Consider the following 14,826-nt stretch of genomic DNA (forward strand, 5'->3'; position numbering starts at 1 on the left):
TCGCTCATCAGAACAAGTCCCAAGTTGCAATCTCCCGCACCGTCGAAGGCGGAGAGATTGGCAGCGCACAAGCAGGAGCGACATTCCTACTTTGCCAAACCCGGACATTTTAACTTAGCTCCTACATCCGCAAGTCGCATAAGATAGATTATGGAACTTATCTGTTGGCCAGCATCTGGAAATTGCCGTTGATTTTCATGGATTTGGCTCGATCGGGGCGTGTTGCCTTGAGCTAACGGCCGACGCTGCGCGAATGATGATAGCAAAGCGTGGAGATCGAACTGGCCGATTGAAGTGTTCGTGCATGACGGGCTATGAACGGATGTGAACGCTGCTGATATTCGCCCCAAAACGCAGAGCACCTTCATCAGAGCCCGTTCGTATCACGCTGATTCAAAGGGAATTTCGATCACCATGCCGTCATAGGCCGGGGTGACGTTGGCCGGCAGTTCGCCCTTGACCGTGGCATAGTCGAGCGGCACGTGCATGTGGGTCAGTACGGCCTTCCTCGGTGTCAGCTTTTCGATCCAGCCGAGCGCCTGGCCGAGCGACAGATGGCTGGGATGGGGGTTGTACTGCAACGCGTCGATGACCAGCATCTCCAGGCCGCGCAGCCGCTCGGCGGTGGCGTCGGGAAAGTCGCTGATATCAGGGCAATAGGCCAGCCCTCCAATGCGGAAGCCGAGCGAGATGATGTCGCCATGAATCTGCGGCAGCGGTTCGAGGGCGAGGGCACCCCCCTCGCCTTCGATCATGACAGGCATTGCGTGGTCGATGATATGCGCCCGCACGATCGGCGGATAAGAACTGCCCGGCGGCGTCTCGAAGCAATAGCCGAACGCCTGCCGCAGGCGCAGCATCGTCGGCTGGTCGGCATGGATGTCGATCAGGTGGCGCTGCTCGAGCACATAGCCGCGCAGATCGTCGATGCCGTGAATATGGTCGGCATGTGGGTGCGTGTAGACGACCGCGTCGATGCGTTTGACCGACGCAAGCAGCATCTGCTCGCGGAAATCCGGCCCGGTGTCGATGACCACGGTGGTACGGCCGCCATTGGCCGCAATCCGTTCGACCAGCGCTGCCGTGCGCATGCGCCGGTTCCTCGGATTGGTCGAGTCGCAATTGCCCCAGTCGCCGGTGATGCGCGGCGTACCTGGCGACGAGCCGCAGCCCAGAATGGTGAGGCGCAGCCGGTCGGTCATCGCTCAGGCGCTCAGCTCAGCAGGTCGCGGCATCTTGCCGAACAGGCGGAAGAAATTGTTCGTTGTCAGATCCGCGATTTCAGCTTCGCTGACACCAATCGTCTCCGCCAGCACCTTGGCGGTGTGCGCGACATAGGCAGGCTCGTTGCGCTTGCCGCGAAACGGGATCGGCGCCAGATAGGGTGCGTCGGTTTCGACGAGCAGGCGGTCATGCGGCACGCCGGCGGCGATGACGCGCAGTTCGGCAGAGTTCTTGAAGGTCAGTATGCCCGAGAACGACACGTAGCCGCCGAGCGAGACGCCCACCTCGGCCAGCCGGCGTCCGGAGGAGAAACAATGCAGGATGAAGGGGAAGGTGCCCTTCCCTGTTTCGTCCTCTAGAATGGCTGCCATGTCGTCATCGGCATCGCGCGAATGGATGACGAGAGGCAGGCCGGTCTCGCGAGCGGCGGCAATGTGATTGCGAAAGCCCTGCGCCTGCGCATCGCGCGGCGCCTTGTCGTAGAAATAATCCAACCCCGCTTCGCCGATTGCCACCACCTTCGGGTGTGCCGACAGGCGGATCAGCTCCGCCGCCGTCACGTCCAACTCTTCCTCCGCATTGTGCGGATGGGTGCCGACCGAGCAATAGACATCGTCGAAAGTCTCCGCGATTTCAAGTATTTGCTGAAACCGCTTCACACGGGTTGAGATCGTTACCATACGGCCAATTCCGGCCGCCTTGGCGCGGGCGACAATGGCCGCCCGCTCCTCGGCGAAATCTGGAAAATCCAGATGGCAGTGGCTGTCGACAAGCATCAGGCGTTCGTGCCCGGCTGTTCGACGTAACGTGGAAACACGCCTTCCGGCACCGGCAAGGCAGTGCCCGGCACCAGCGCATGGTCGGCGTGGACATGCGCGAAATCACGTTTGTCCGCGGGCACCGCCAGCAGGTCGAGCAGCTTCGCTGCCGATCCAGGGATAAAGGGCTGGCACAGCACCGCCACGCGCCGCACCAGTTCGGCGGTCGTCCACAGCACCGTTTCCATGCGTTCCGGATCGGTTTTCTTCAGCGCCCATGGTGCCTGTCCTGCGAAGTATCGATCGGCTTCCGCCACCACATCGAAGATCGCCGCCAGTGCCAAATGAATGCCTTGCCCGGCCATGGCTTTGCGCGCGGTGGCGAGAGCGGTCACCGCCTGATCCAGGATCGCGCTGTCGGCTTCCGTCAAATCGCCGCGCTTCGGCACCACGCCGCCGCAGTTCTTGGCGATCATCGACAGCGACCGCTGCGCCAGATTGCCGAGGCCATTGGCAAGATCGGCGTTGGTGCGGTTGACGATCGCTTCATGGCTGTAGCTGCCATCCTGGCCGAACGGCACCTCGCGCAGGAAGAAGTAGCGCACCTGGTCGAGACCGTAATGCTCGATCATGGTGAACGGGTCGATGACGTTGCCGACCGATTTCGACATCTTCTCGCCGCGGTTGAACAGGAAGCCGTGGCCGAAAACCCGCTTCGGCAGCGGGATGCCGGCCGACATCAGGAAGGCTGGCCAGTAAACCGCATGGAAACGCACAATGTCCTTGCCGATGATGTGCGCATCGGCCGGCCACAAGCGCCATTTCTCATCGTTTTCATCGGGATAGCCAACACCGGTGATGTAATTGGTCAATGCGTCGACCCAGACATACATCACATGCTTGTCGTCGCCCGGCACAGGCACGCCCCAGTCGAAGGTCGTGCGCGAGATCGACAGATCCTTCAGTCCCGATTTGACGAAACTCATCACCTCGTTGCGGCGCTCGGCCGGGCCGATGAAGTCCGGCTGGCTTTCATAAAGCGCAATGAGCTTGTCCTGGTAGGCCGAGAGGCGGAAGAAATAACTCTCTTCCTCGACCCATTCGACCGGCGTTCCCTGCGGTCCGTAGCGGACATTGTCGGGACGGACCTCCGTCTCCTCCTCGCCGTAATAGGCTTCGTCGCGCACCGAGTACCAGCCGGCATAGCCGCCCTTGTAGATGTCGCCATTGGCGTCCATCGCCTTCCAGATCGCCTGCGAGGAGGCATAGTGCCGCTCTTCCGTGGTGCGGATGAAATCGTCGTTGGAGGCGTTGAGCGCGGTCGCCATGCGCTTGAAATCGGCCGCGTTGCGATCGGCCAGCGCGCGCGCCGAAATGCCTTCGCGCTTCGCCGTCTGCAGCATCTTGATGCCGTGCTCATCGGTACCGGTGAGGAAGAAGACCTGCTTGCCGTCGAGGCGCTGGAAGCGCGCAAGCGCGTCGGTGGCGATCAGCTCGTAGGCATGTCCGATATGCGGCTTGCCGTTTGGATAGGAAATCGCGGTCGTGATGTAGAATGTGTCGCGTGACATGAATGAACCGTCATGAATGTCTGAATGGAAGCCGTGGCGGTGGATATCGCATCGGAATGGCGATTGCCATCCCGGTGGAGGCCGTCACATTCGCATCGCAGAATTCAGGCGGTCGATCATGATCAAGGCGTGCTGCTTTTTGTCGAGATTGTAGGTGTCGGTCTCAGATATAGCGTCCAGCGCCTCATGCCAAGTGTCCGACAGCGTTTTCGCCCTTGCGAGGTCGCCTGCGAGCGCGGCCTGGCTTGCAGCATCCGACAAAAGGTCGAGCGCCCGGCGGTTGAAGATATCGAACTGGATCGCCTGGTCGCGGCCGGCGACGGCTTCGGCGAGCCGATAGGCGCCGCCGATGTCGTTTTTTCCCTTCGCAACCAGCGCGTCGAGCGTCGAGGCGATCTCCAACCCGCCATATTGCGTCAAAAGGATCGCGCTGCGGGCGCTGCCCCCTGCCCGCTCGACCAGTGCTGCCCGCGCGGCCGGATCGTCCGGCGGCGGCGGCTCGGCTGTTTCCAGCACCGCCATCAACTCGTCGGCGTCGAGCGGTGTCAGGCGTATCACCTGGCAGCGTGAGCGGATCGTCGGCAGCAGGCTGCCCGGCGCATGGACGATGAGAATGAACAGCGTTCGCGCCGGCGGCTCCTCAAGATTCTTCAGCAAGGCATTGGCGGCGTTGGCATTCATGTCGTCGGCCGGATCGACGATGACGACCCGGTAGCTGCCGTCATGCGAGGTCATCGACAGGAAGCGGCTGACCCGGCGGATCTCGTCGACGGTGACGACCGTCTTGAAGCTCTTGGTCTTGTCGTTCATCGGCCGGGTCAGATGCAGCACGCCCGGATGCGCCCCGGTCGCGATCTGGCGAAACAGCGGTGAGGCCGGATCGGGACTGGCAAGGCTTTCCGGCGCCTGCCCGAAGGCCGGGTGCTTCAAGAGATGGTGCGCCAGGTGGAAGGCCATCGTCGCCTTGCCGATGCCGACCGGTCCGGCGAAGATCAGCGCATGCGGCAGCTTTCCCGATCGATAGGCGGCGGCGAGCATTTCCGCTGCCTGCCTGTGCCCGACCAGACGGGGCGTTTCGGAGGGTTCGGGAACGCCGTCCAGCGTATCATGCTGTTCCGGCGCGATGCGTTCGAAGATCATACGGGTGCTGCCTGCCTGTTGCGCGCGGGCGCCCTCGCCTCCAGCGCCGCGAAGACGGCCGCGGTGACGACGTCCTCCACCGTATTGGGATCGGCGGAAGCATCGACGACGATGCAGCGTTCCGGCTCGGCAGCGGCGATCGCCAGAAAGGCCTCGCGGCGGGCCTGATGAATGGCCAGCGTCTCCTTTTCGAAGCGGTCGGCGTCGGCGTCGCTGCCGCGTCGCAGCGTCGCGCGCCTGAGGCCCTCGGCTGGATCGATATCGAAGATCAGCGTCATATCGGGCATCATGCCATTGATGGCGACCTGTTCCAGCGTGGCCATGAACGCCGAGTCGATCCCGCCGGTGACGCCCTGGTAGACGCGCGAGGAATCAAGGAAACGGTCGCAAAGCACGATGGAGCCGCGCTCGACCGCCGGCCGGATGACCTGCTCGACATGGTCGGAGCGCGCGGCGGCGAAGAGCAGCGCCTCCATCTTCGGTCCGAATGGCTCGGCGGCACCCGAAAGCAGCACATGCCGGACCGCTTCGGCACCCGGCGAGCCGCCCGGTTCGCGCGTCAGCAGGACATCATACTTCTTGGCGCGCATCTTTCTCGCCAGCCGCTCGATCTGCGTCGACTTGCCTGCGCCCTCGCCGCCTTCGAAGGTGATGAAAAATCCGCGCGCCAATCGAAAGGGCCTTTGTCCAGGTGGATTGTTGCGCTCTAGATAGTCCGCGTTCGGGAAAACGTCCATGCCATCGGTGCTATCGCAGCCAGCCGATCGCCAGTTCCTTGACGGCATCGAGCGCGCGCTGCGGCAAAGTGCCGACGCCGATCGATTCAGCAGCGAAAAGCGGCGTCTCCTGGCTCAGCGTGTCGCCGATCCAGACGCGCAGCGCCCCCACCGGCTGGCCCTCCTCCACGGGCGCCGCAACCGGCCCGGTGTAGACGATCCTGGCCGTCAGCTTGTCGCGGTTGGTGATCGGCAGGAAGATGTCGATCGGCCCTTTTGCCTTCAGCGTCACGCCGGATTTCGCACCGCCGAAAACCTGGGCCTCGCCGACGACCTCGTCCTTGGCGAAGATCTCCGTCTTCTCGAAGGAGCGCGCGCCCCAGTCGAGCAGCTTGCGCGCCTCCTCGGCACGCTCCTTGTCGTTGGCCAACCCGCTCATCGCCATGATCACCCGCGTGCCGTTGTAGCCGACCGAAGCGACAATACCGAAGCCCGAGACCTCGCTCGCGCCGACAGCCAGACCGTCGGCCCCGATGTCCATTGCCAGCAACGGATTGCGGTTCCTCTGCGAGATCTTGTTCCAGGTGAAATCCTTCAGCCCGTAGTAGCGATAGAAATCCGGATAATCGCGCCACAAATGCAGCGCCAACTGCGCCAGCTCGCGCACCGTCGTCTGCTGGCCGTCGGCCGGCAGGCCGGTCGAATTGACGAAGGTCGATGTCTTGAGCCCGATCTGGCGGGCGCGCTCGGTCATTTGCGCGGCAAAATTGTCCTCGGAGCCGGCCATGCCTTCGGCGATGACAATGCAGCCGTCATTGGCCGCCTGCACCGTCACGCCCTGGATCAGGTCTTCGAGCCGGATCGCGGATTTGAGCTTGGCAAACATCGTCGACGTGCCCGATGGCGCGCCGCCCTTGCGCCAGGCGTTTTCGCTGACCACGAACGTGTCGTCGAGCTTGAGGCGCCCGGACTTGATGGCGTTGAAAACCACCTCCATGGTCATCAGCTTGGCCATCGAGGCCGGCGGGATCGGCTTGTCGGCGTCTTTCGAGAACAGCACCGTGCCGGTGTCGGCATCGATCATGAAGGCTTGTGTGGCCTTGGTCTCGAAAAGCTGCGCTTGGGCTGGTGCGAGGCAAAGCAGCAGTAAGGCCAGTCCCAGAAAGCCGGCAAATGGCGGAAAGGCGCGCAACTGCATGAAATCTCGACCCGTTTGCCGGTTTTGGCACAGCCAAGCTATCAGGGTTTTTTCCGCCGGATCAACCGCCCGGGCAAAATAGATCAGTTGCGCACAGCCAGCGCATCGGGTGCGCCGTGCGACCATGCCGCCTGCAGCAATTCGTCCAGGCCGCCATGGCCGTTCGGATAGAGATTGACCGCGTACCAGTCATTGCCGTCGAGGTCGGAACGCTGGATTTCCGTTCGGCCGAAGGGCTGAAGTGCCGTTGCCACGCGCTTGGCTTCGGTGGCGTCGTCGAACGTGCCGGCGGCGACATAGTCGGCGCTGGACGGTGACGCCTGCGGATTGGACTTTTGCCACGACCGCAGGATATCGGCGGGTGACATGCCGCTATCATCCAGCGCGGCAAAGACGTCGGCGCGCTGCACGCGTTCATCCGCATAGGACAGCGAGGCCACCGCGAACGGCGACTGCGGCGGCAGGCCGATCTCCGGACGCTCCGGCACGATCGGTCCGAAATCGGGCAGCGCCAGGTCGCCGAAAGCCGGCGCCTGCGCCGACAAAGACGGTTGCGCGGCCTCGCTTGAATCCGTCAGCTGACCGGGGAACGGCACGGCGGCCGCGCCCACCGGCAGGCTTGGCGACGGTCCGTTCATGGCCACCATGACGCCGGTCGGCAGGCCATCCGACGGATCCGGAATCCTGTTGCCGGGATGATAGGAGGCCATCAGATATTGGTCGTCATTGCCATCGAGCGGCGCGCGACCGACATATTCGACCTTGACCTTCGCCGTGCCCACCTTGTCGTAATCGAGCATCTGCGCCGCGCGCTCCGAGACGTCGATGATGCGGCCCTCATGATACGGTCCGCGGTCGTTGACGCGCACGATGACCGAACTGCCGGTTTCGAGGTTGGTGACACGGGCGTAACTGGGCAGCGGCATGGTCGGATGCGCGGCCGTCAGATGCGTCATGTCGTAGACTTCGCCATTGGCGGTCAGTCGGCCATGGAAGGCGTCGCCATACCACGAGGCCAGGCCGACCTTGGCGTAGTGCCGATCTTCCTTGGGATAGTACCACTTGCCGCGCACCTGGTAAGGTTTGCCGAGTTGGTCGCGACCACCGCCGCGCCGCATGAAGCCAGCGCGCGGGCTCGCCTTCACGCCATATTCGGTTTCGGCGAAATATTCCTTGGAGCGATGCTTGGAATTGACCATCGCCTTCGGCTCGGGCTGCGACGCGCAAGCCGCCAGCAAGGCAGCCGACGCAGCCAACAGCGTAAGCGTGGAAGCGCGACGAAGACGCGGGCGCGTCGTAGCCTGCATTATCCTGAAATCCCCTACAGTCTCAATCAAGACGCCGTCGCATGAACAGCAGAGGAGGCAAAGCACTCGCTCGACAATACCAACGGCACCCTGAACCCCGATCCTTTGTGCACAGGAATTGTTTATCACGGTATTAATTGATTGTGGCCGGAACCGGGCAAGATTGTGGCGCTTCCCTGCTGCATGGTTCAGTGAAGGAACAGGCGCGGCCACGCATGCCGGTTGACAGGCCTTTGCCGGGCACACTAGAGCAGTCGCATGTGACTGATGTCACTGGAGGGATGGCCGAGCGGTTTAAGGCACCGGTCTTGAAAACCGGCGTGGGCGCAAGTTCACCGTGGGTTCGAATCCCACTCCCTCCGCCACAATATCAATAAAAACAAATGGTTAGGGTTATGGGATGGGCCTTGCCGTAACTTTTGCCCCAATCCCCTACATAAAAAGCCGGGAAGCCGAGCCGGCGGGCTAAGAGTTCGCCCCCGTTTCGATCCACGCTGACCTCGACTTCGGTGGACCAATGATCTGTGATTGACGGTAACCCTTCCGCAGCGTTAACTTCTTATTAGCTTTTGCTAAAAGAGGGGCATCTAATGAAAACCGCTATTCTTTGCGCGGCAATTGTGCTTGCCGCGTCGAGCGCCGCCATGGCGCACGACAAGAAGGCAAAGGTCATTGCCGACGCGTGTGCCGGCCTTTCGATCAAGGCTGCAGTTGCCGCGAAATTGGACTGTGCGGCAACCGGTACGGCCATTTCACCACAGGCCGATTCAAGTAGTCCTAAGCCGCACCTTGGGTACGATACCAACCCTTGGACTCCCTCATTCGGACTCTAGGCGCTCCATAACGCGGAAGGCCCGTAACTGTTAGGCAGCGGGCTACTGTGGGTCTGCATCGGCCACTCCCGTGCCGCGTAGGCGGATATGACTTCCTCCCGGCTCATCGTGTGGCCTCAGCCACCTCCTCGCTATCGACTGACTTCCGTGTGCGGCGCAAAGAAGCAGCGGATGGTCATATTCGGGGAAGACGTGCAGATGTGATATTGGTTGTCTTCGCTCTCTAGGACGCGGTTCTTGGGGATGAAGTATCGACTCTTGGACCCGTGCGGATATTGAAATCGCCGCCCGGTAGCGGCTCCACATAGCGCGAGCTAATGACCCTACAATCCTTCTTGTCGTCGCAGCATTCATATCCGGTGACCGGATCATGGTAGCCGGTATACCAGTTGTGAGCGACAACGAGTGCGATCAAAAAGAGCCTCATGTGTCAGAAAATCTTGCGCCTCCAGTCGAATATTAGCAAGTTCTTGGCGTGTAGATCAGGCCGACAGCGCGGCCCGCAGAAACGCTCGCTGGCCGGACTACTAGCGGCCCAGCGGCCAAAGGCTCCGTCCTACACCGGCGAAGCATCCCTCCCACCGCCGAAGCCTCTGCCACGCTCTGTTGCTTGCCGAGGAACAGTTCCACCCCTCGCGAGTTTCTAATGCAGGCGGACGCGCAACGATTTAAAGGCGGCCATTGCATGCAACAGATCGACGACACCAAAAAGCCGGTTGAGTTCGATGAACGGGAGCGGCAAAGCCTCATCCGCATTAAGGAAACTCAGGAACTCATCGAGCGGAACCGTAGGCTTATAGAGCGGTCGCGTGAAATCCTTTCGAGGGCTAATAAACGGGCTTGAGAGAGCCAGCGCCTAGATGCTTTACGCGCCCAGGTTTTTCCTGTGGTTGCAATCGTGGCAGCCCGCGCGGCCGCTGGCCAACGTTCGGCATGACCTTAGTTGGTCGGCCCGCGTCAAATGGCGCCTGCATCACGTTGGCGGGGGTGATGCGGGCCGAGCCAAGACCGCACGGATCCAGGCGCTGATCCGCGAACTGGTCGGGCGTTCGATCCAGCCGTTGGGGCGACACCATAATGTCGGTTTGCCGGGCGGCCTATCCACGGCGATGAGCGCGTGCGGCGACGACAGGCCCGTGCAATGCCAGGCGATTGCTCAATCCGACGGCTGGGTACGCTCCGCGATGGCGAATGCCTGAAGGTTCTTGGCCTTGCCGATGTCCTGATCCGCATTTGCGATGATCGAAAAGAAGGCCGCTCTGGCGATGTCCGTCTTCGAGGCCTTGGGGTGCGCTTTTTGGGCTGCCTTGACAAGCTGTTTGGGAGACATGTCGGGCGTGACGATCCTCATGAGGGTGTCGCCGATCGCGCTCATTTCACTTGCGTCCATGACGGGGTGTCCTGTGCTGACCGTAGACCACGATAGCAAGGATAATTCGCGACTGCCAAGATGGTAGCTGAAATAGAAAACCCCACCGGCAGGGAACCGGAGGGGTTAGTCCTGGGAGGACGCACGGCACGCGCTGCGTTCGCCGACCGCGCCTTATCTTCATATCGCCCGGTTGCGACACCGATGTGACACTCTGGTCAGACGCCGGCATCAAGCCTTTGGAAAGGAGAAATGTGGTTCTGTTCGGAAGCTGAGGCGCGTGCGGTGCTGGCCAGGCTAGGCAATAGAGGCGAGCGAATGGATATATTTGGCATCAAGGGGCTGTTGATCTGCGCGCTGATCTTCATTCCGTTCGAACATCTGTTTCACGAACGGCCCCAGAAGGTCCTGCGCAAGGGCCTGGGTGTCGATCTGATCTATATGCTGTTCAATGGCCTCATCGTAAAATTGGTCATCGTTCTGATCGCGGCCAACACACTCGAAGCCGCTGCGATCCTCGTTCCGCAATCAATCACGCAGACCGTTGGCGGCCAGCCCGTCTGGCTGCAGGTTCCCGAAATCATCGTGATCACCGATATCGGCGTCTACTGGGCACACCGGGCTTTCCACACGATCCCGGCGCTTTGGAAATTCCATGCGGTACACCACGGCATTGAGGAACTGGATTGGCTCGGCGCTTTTCACTCCCACCCGGTCGATGCCATCCTCACAAAGGCATTGTCGCTGACGCCGATCTTTTTCCTCGGCTTCTCCGAAGCCTCGATCGCCGTCTTTTCGGTCATCTACTTCTGGCACACGCTGCTCGTTCATTCGAACGTGCGGATTCCGTTCGGTCCCTTGAAGTGGCTGATCGCCAGCCCGCAGTTCCATCGCTGGCACCATGCCAACCAGCGCGAGGCCTATGACAAGAACTTCGCCGGGCAATTGCCTGTCCTCGACATGGTGTTCGGCACCTACAATGCCACTGGCGACAAGGTGCCGGAAAAATACGGCGTCGATGATCCGATCCCCTCCAGCTATTTCGGGCAGGTCAGCTATCCGCTCCTGCCGGACGAGAAGCGATCGAACCGTCCAGTGCCGAGCACCGAAGCCTGACGGCTGACACCGACACGCAGGTCTTTCGCCGCTCGAAACCGGCGGTGTCGCCAGGTGGCAGCAGACGTTGCGTCGCGGGTTGGCTTTGGCTGATACCGGCAATAATTGTGGGTCCTGCGCGTTCGCCTCGAGGCATTCCCGGCATGGACCATCACGATGACGATCTCAGGAAATTCGAAGCGCATGGCGCGACGCCCCTGCCGGCCGCAAGGGACGAAGGCCGGGTGGCACATGATGGCGCCGAAATCTGGTACGCCACGTTTGGCGCCGGCCTCCCCGTGATCCTGCTGCATGGCGGCCTCGGTCACAGCGGCAATTGGGGATTTCAGGTCCCCGCGCTGGTCAAGGCCGGCTATCGGGTCGTGGTGATCGACAGCCGTGGCCATGGGCGCAGCAGCCGCGACGAGCGGCCGTACAAATATGAACTGATGGCTTCCGATGTCCTGGCCGTGATGGACAGGCTGCACTTGAAAAAGGCGGCTATGGTGGGTTGGAGCGATGGCGCCTGCGTTGCCCTGATCCTCGGCATGAAAGCCGCCGACCGCATCACCGGCGTGTTCTTCTTCGGCTGCAACATGGATCCGAGCGGCACCAGGGAATTCGAGCCCAGTCCGGTCATCGATCGCTGTTTCAGCCGGCATGCCAGGGACTATGCCGAATTGTCGGCGACCCCGGACCAGTTCGACGCATTCGTCGAAGCCGTCGGCCTGATGATGAAGTCCGAACCCAATTACACCGCCGCCGACCTGGCGCGGACGCGCGTGCCCGTGGCGATCGTTCAAAGCGAGCATGACGAGTTCATCAGACACGAGCACGCGAGCTATCTGGCCCGCAGCATCCCGGCATCGCAATTGATAATCCTGCCCGACGTCAGCCATTTCGCACCGCTGCAACTGCCCGGGCAGTTCAACAGCGTGCTGCTGGCCTTCCTCGAAAAAATGCATTCTTGAGAGCTCGGTGCGCAGCGCGCGCCGATGCCGGAAGGCTTTTTTTGTCGAATCGGCTAAGCCTTGCGGCATGAACGAGACCTCACTCTATGCGCCGGTGAAGCGGTTCCTCGAAAGCCTCGACTTCGTCGTGAAGGGCGAGATCGGCGGCTGCGACATCGTCGCGCTGCGCGACGGTGAGCCGCCAATCGTCGTCATCTGCGAGTTGAAGCTGCAATTCAATCTGGAATTGGTGCTGCAGGGCGTCGACCGTGCGGCCGCTTGCGACGAAGTCTGGCTGGCGGCGCGCATGTCGGCCCGGGGCAAGGGACGTGAAAGCGACGCCCGGTTCCGCAACCTCTGCCGCCGGCTTGGCTTCGGCGTGCTTGGCGTGACAGCCAACGACAAGGTCGAGGTGCTTGTCAGTCCCGCCGCGCCGGAGCCGCGCAGGAATGCACGGCGACGCTCACGCCTTGTCGACGAGCACCAGCGCCGCCGCGGCGATCCTGTCGCCGGTGGAGGATCGCGCAATCCGATCATGACCGCCTATCGCCAGAGTGCCCTCACCTGTGCGGCCGCGATGGCGGACGGACCCAAACGACCACGCGATCTGAAGGCCTTGACGCCGATCGCGCCGAAAATCCTGCAGCACAATGTCTATGGCTGGTTCGCGCGCGTCGATCGCGGCGTCTACGACCTCACCGACGCCGGCCGCGCCTCGTTGATCCGTTGGCCGCAGGCCTCGGACAGTTCGGCGGGATGACCGTGAACGTGCTCTAGCCGTCATCCAGTTCGCGCAGGATTTGCCGATCAAACGGACGTTCCGATCAACTTTCTGACAGGGAGGCATGATGACGGTACGCATTCAGGGCATGCGAAATCTTGGACCGGCGACGGCGCGGATGTTGGCGGAAATCGACATTATCGACGATGAGGATTTGCGCCATCTTGGCTCGGTCGAAGCCTATCGTCGCCTAAAGTTTCGATTTGGCCGACATGTGACGATCCTCGCGCTCTATGCGATGGAAGCTGCATTATCCGATTGCGATTGGCGGGATCTCAAACCGGACACAAAGGCGTTTCTCCGACAACAGGTTGGCGCGGCCAAGTCTTAGAGGACGGCGCTCCAAACGTTCACCAGGAATTCGGTCCGACGACGAAACACGACACGGGATTTTGAACGCGAGGGCCGCCTGAACACGGGAACCTGCCGGGTCCTTTGGTTGATTTTTCAGACAAAACATGCTGCTAGTCCCGCCCATGAAGACACTCTGCATGATGGCCATTGCGTCCCTGACGCTGACTTTCCCGGCCAGCGCGATGGACAATGCTTTGCGTGCCGGGCTGATGAAACTTGACCCGCAAACACGCCTCGAACAGCGGTGCGATGCCGAAGTCCTGGACCGGATCACCCACGATGATCGCAAGTTCAAGGCCGACCGGGTCGTCGCCTACGCCTTTGCGACGCCCGAGATGAGCGCCGATGCGATCAGGAGTCCGGGTGCGGCATTCCGCAGCAAAGGACAGTGGTACCGACTGAAATTCAAATGCCAGACCGGGCCGGACCATATGGAAGTCCTGCAGCTGCGCTACCGGATCGGCGACGAAATTCCGGAAGCCGACTGGGCGAAGTACAATCTCTACGATTAGTTTTTCGCGGGCTTGCGTAGGCTTTGGCTCACGTGCCGGCAGCGGCTAAGAATCCCCTGTAATACCCCTGCCACGAAAGTGGTTTTCCAGTGGTGTCCGTCGCGGCGTCTTGACGCCAGCGGACCATGCCTTTAGGCCCGTCTGGACAATCGACAACGAACACTCGGCGAAGGGCTTCCCGGTCGATGGAAATATTTACCGCCGCGGGCATATCGGCTCTTTTTCAAGTCATCGCTATCGACCTTGCACTTGCGGGCGACAATGCCATCGTCATCGGCCTCGCGGCGGCCGGCCTGCCCGCCGCCCAGCGCAAGCGCGCCATTTTGGTCGGCATCGCGGCGGCCACCGTGCTTCGCATTTTCTTCGCCCTGATCACGCAATGGCTGCTGACCATCGGCCCGATGCTGCTGATCGCCGGCGGCCTGCTTTTGCTGTGGGTCTGCTGGAAGATGTGGCGCGAATTGCGCGTCAGCCAGGATGAGGAGCGCGACGCGACCGAAGCGCTGTCGAATGGCGATTTCGACAAGGACGGCGTCATCGGCGGCAAGGGATCCGGCAAGACCTTCTCACAGGCCGCCTGGCAGATCGTCATTGCCGACGTGTCGATGTCGCTCGACAATGTCCTGGCCGTGGCCGGCGCGGCCATGAACCATCCGACGGTGCTGATCATCGGACTGGCCCTGTCGATCGCCTTGATGGGCTTTGCCGCGTCGTTCGTCGCGCGCCTGCTGCACAAATACCGTTGGATTGCCTATGTCGGCCTGGCAATCATCCTCTATGTCGCGGTCAAGATGCTGCTTGACGGGGCCGTGCAGCAATTCCCCGAGCACTTCGCCTTCCTGGCGCCTTGGTTCGGATCCGGGGGCCACTGAGCCATCCGATGGCGCGGACCAGCCCGTCGGCCGGTTTGCTTGATTGCGCAACCCATGCTATTGCGCCGCGCGTATTGGCTCCTGCCATGCGCCATAGACCGACATTTACAGCGATTTGAGGCCGGACCAGCGTTTCGGCCCGTGCC

16 protein-coding genes and 1 tRNA gene are annotated in these 14,826 nt (G+C 61.7%); 9 read left to right on the forward strand and 8 right to left on the reverse strand.

Translation table 11 applies throughout. From position 1 onward, the window contains the following. Positions 1-383: 383 nt before the first annotated feature. The 7 genes from CK227_RS22830 to CK227_RS22860 form a co-directional block, all read right to left on the reverse strand. The gene (locus CK227_RS22830) at positions 384-1,202 is read right to left on the reverse strand and encodes an MBL fold metallo-hydrolase (RefSeq protein WP_095774462.1); all 819 of its coding nucleotides are present in this window, start codon (positions 1,200-1,202) and stop codon (positions 384-386) included. A 3-nt stretch (positions 1,203-1,205) separates the two neighbouring features. Then, on the reverse strand, positions 1,206-2,000 hold the full coding sequence (locus tag CK227_RS22835) for a TatD family hydrolase (protein WP_095774461.1): 795 nt from the start codon (positions 1,998-2,000) through the stop codon (positions 1,206-1,208). After that, entirely contained in the window at positions 2,000-3,553 is a 1,554-nt protein-coding gene (gene metG, locus CK227_RS22840; protein WP_095774460.1) for a methionine--tRNA ligase, read from the reverse strand. The genes CK227_RS22835 and metG overlap by 1 nt, the downstream gene beginning before the upstream one ends. An 84-nt stretch (positions 3,554-3,637) precedes the next feature. Beyond that, positions 3,638-4,693, reverse strand: coding sequence for a DNA polymerase III subunit delta' (locus CK227_RS22845; RefSeq protein WP_095774459.1), 1,056 nt, complete (start codon positions 4,691-4,693; stop codon positions 3,638-3,640). Beyond that, positions 4,690-5,364, reverse strand: a complete 675-nt coding sequence (tmk, locus tag CK227_RS22850) for a dTMP kinase (RefSeq protein ID WP_095774458.1) — start codon at positions 5,362-5,364, stop codon at positions 4,690-4,692. Before tmk ends, CK227_RS22845 begins: the two co-directional genes overlap by 4 nt. 76 nt (positions 5,365-5,440) lie before the next feature. Then, positions 5,441-6,607, reverse strand: coding sequence for a D-alanyl-D-alanine carboxypeptidase family protein (locus CK227_RS22855; protein WP_095774457.1), 1,167 nt, complete (start codon positions 6,605-6,607; stop codon positions 5,441-5,443). Positions 6,608-6,690: 83 nt separating this feature from the next. Beyond that, complete coding sequence (locus CK227_RS22860; protein ID WP_095774456.1) at positions 6,691-7,914, reverse strand: septal ring lytic transglycosylase RlpA family protein; 1,224 nt, start codon at positions 7,912-7,914, stop codon at positions 6,691-6,693. A gap of 275 nt (positions 7,915-8,189) precedes the next feature. On the opposite strand from CK227_RS22860, the gene CK227_RS22865 reads away from it, so the two are divergent. The 3 genes from CK227_RS22865 to CK227_RS36835 all read left to right on the forward strand — a co-directional run bounded on the left by CK227_RS22865 (position 8,190) and on the right by CK227_RS36835 (position 9,591). Next, positions 8,190-8,279, forward strand: a tRNA-Ser gene (locus CK227_RS22865). A 225-nt stretch (positions 8,280-8,504) separates the two neighbouring features. Beyond that, on the forward strand, positions 8,505-8,747 hold the full coding sequence (locus CK227_RS36250) for a DUF680 domain-containing protein (protein WP_143750515.1): 243 nt from the start codon (positions 8,505-8,507) through the stop codon (positions 8,745-8,747). Between the two features lie 685 nt (positions 8,748-9,432). Next, positions 9,433-9,591 (forward strand): hypothetical protein, encoded by a 159-nt coding sequence (locus CK227_RS36835; RefSeq protein ID WP_179295961.1) that lies wholly within the window; start codon positions 9,433-9,435, stop codon positions 9,589-9,591. 312 nt (positions 9,592-9,903) lie between these two features. Here CK227_RS36835 and CK227_RS22875 read toward each other — a convergent pair whose 3' ends face one another. Continuing rightward, positions 9,904-10,137, reverse strand: a complete 234-nt coding sequence (locus tag CK227_RS22875; protein WP_095774454.1) for a hypothetical protein — start codon at positions 10,135-10,137, stop codon at positions 9,904-9,906. 297 nt (positions 10,138-10,434) lie between these two features. Between CK227_RS22875 and CK227_RS22880 the strand changes: the two genes are divergently transcribed. From CK227_RS22880 to CK227_RS22905, 6 genes are all read left to right on the forward strand, one after another. Then, on the forward strand, positions 10,435-11,232 hold the full coding sequence (locus CK227_RS22880; protein ID WP_095774453.1) for a sterol desaturase family protein: 798 nt from the start codon (positions 10,435-10,437) through the stop codon (positions 11,230-11,232). Positions 11,233-11,375: 143 nt separating this feature from the next. Further along, positions 11,376-12,182: an alpha/beta hydrolase gene (locus CK227_RS22885; protein WP_095774452.1), complete on the forward strand. Its 807-nt coding sequence runs from the start codon at positions 11,376-11,378 to the stop codon at positions 12,180-12,182. A 67-nt stretch (positions 12,183-12,249) separates the two neighbouring features. Further along, on the forward strand, positions 12,250-12,921 hold the full coding sequence (locus CK227_RS22890) for a DUF2161 domain-containing phosphodiesterase (protein WP_095774451.1): 672 nt from the start codon (positions 12,250-12,252) through the stop codon (positions 12,919-12,921). A gap of 88 nt (positions 12,922-13,009) precedes the next feature. Continuing rightward, complete coding sequence (locus tag CK227_RS22895) at positions 13,010-13,273, forward strand: TfoX/Sxy family protein (RefSeq protein WP_210202897.1); 264 nt, start codon at positions 13,010-13,012, stop codon at positions 13,271-13,273. A 127-nt stretch (positions 13,274-13,400) separates the two neighbouring features. Beyond that, positions 13,401-13,808 carry a DUF930 domain-containing protein gene (locus CK227_RS22900; protein WP_179295962.1) on the forward strand — a complete coding sequence of 136 codons (408 nt, stop codon included), beginning with the start codon at positions 13,401-13,403 and terminating at the stop codon, positions 13,806-13,808. A 185-nt stretch (positions 13,809-13,993) separates the two neighbouring features. Next, a complete protein-coding gene (locus CK227_RS22905) occupies positions 13,994-14,680 on the forward strand; it encodes a TerC family protein (protein WP_095774449.1) in 687 nt (228 codons plus the stop codon). The last annotated feature ends 146 nt before the right edge of the window (positions 14,681-14,826 follow it).

The sequence above is a fragment of the Mesorhizobium sp. WSM4308 genome, assembly GCF_002294905.1.
Taxonomy (GTDB): domain Bacteria; phylum Pseudomonadota; class Alphaproteobacteria; order Rhizobiales; family Rhizobiaceae; genus Mesorhizobium.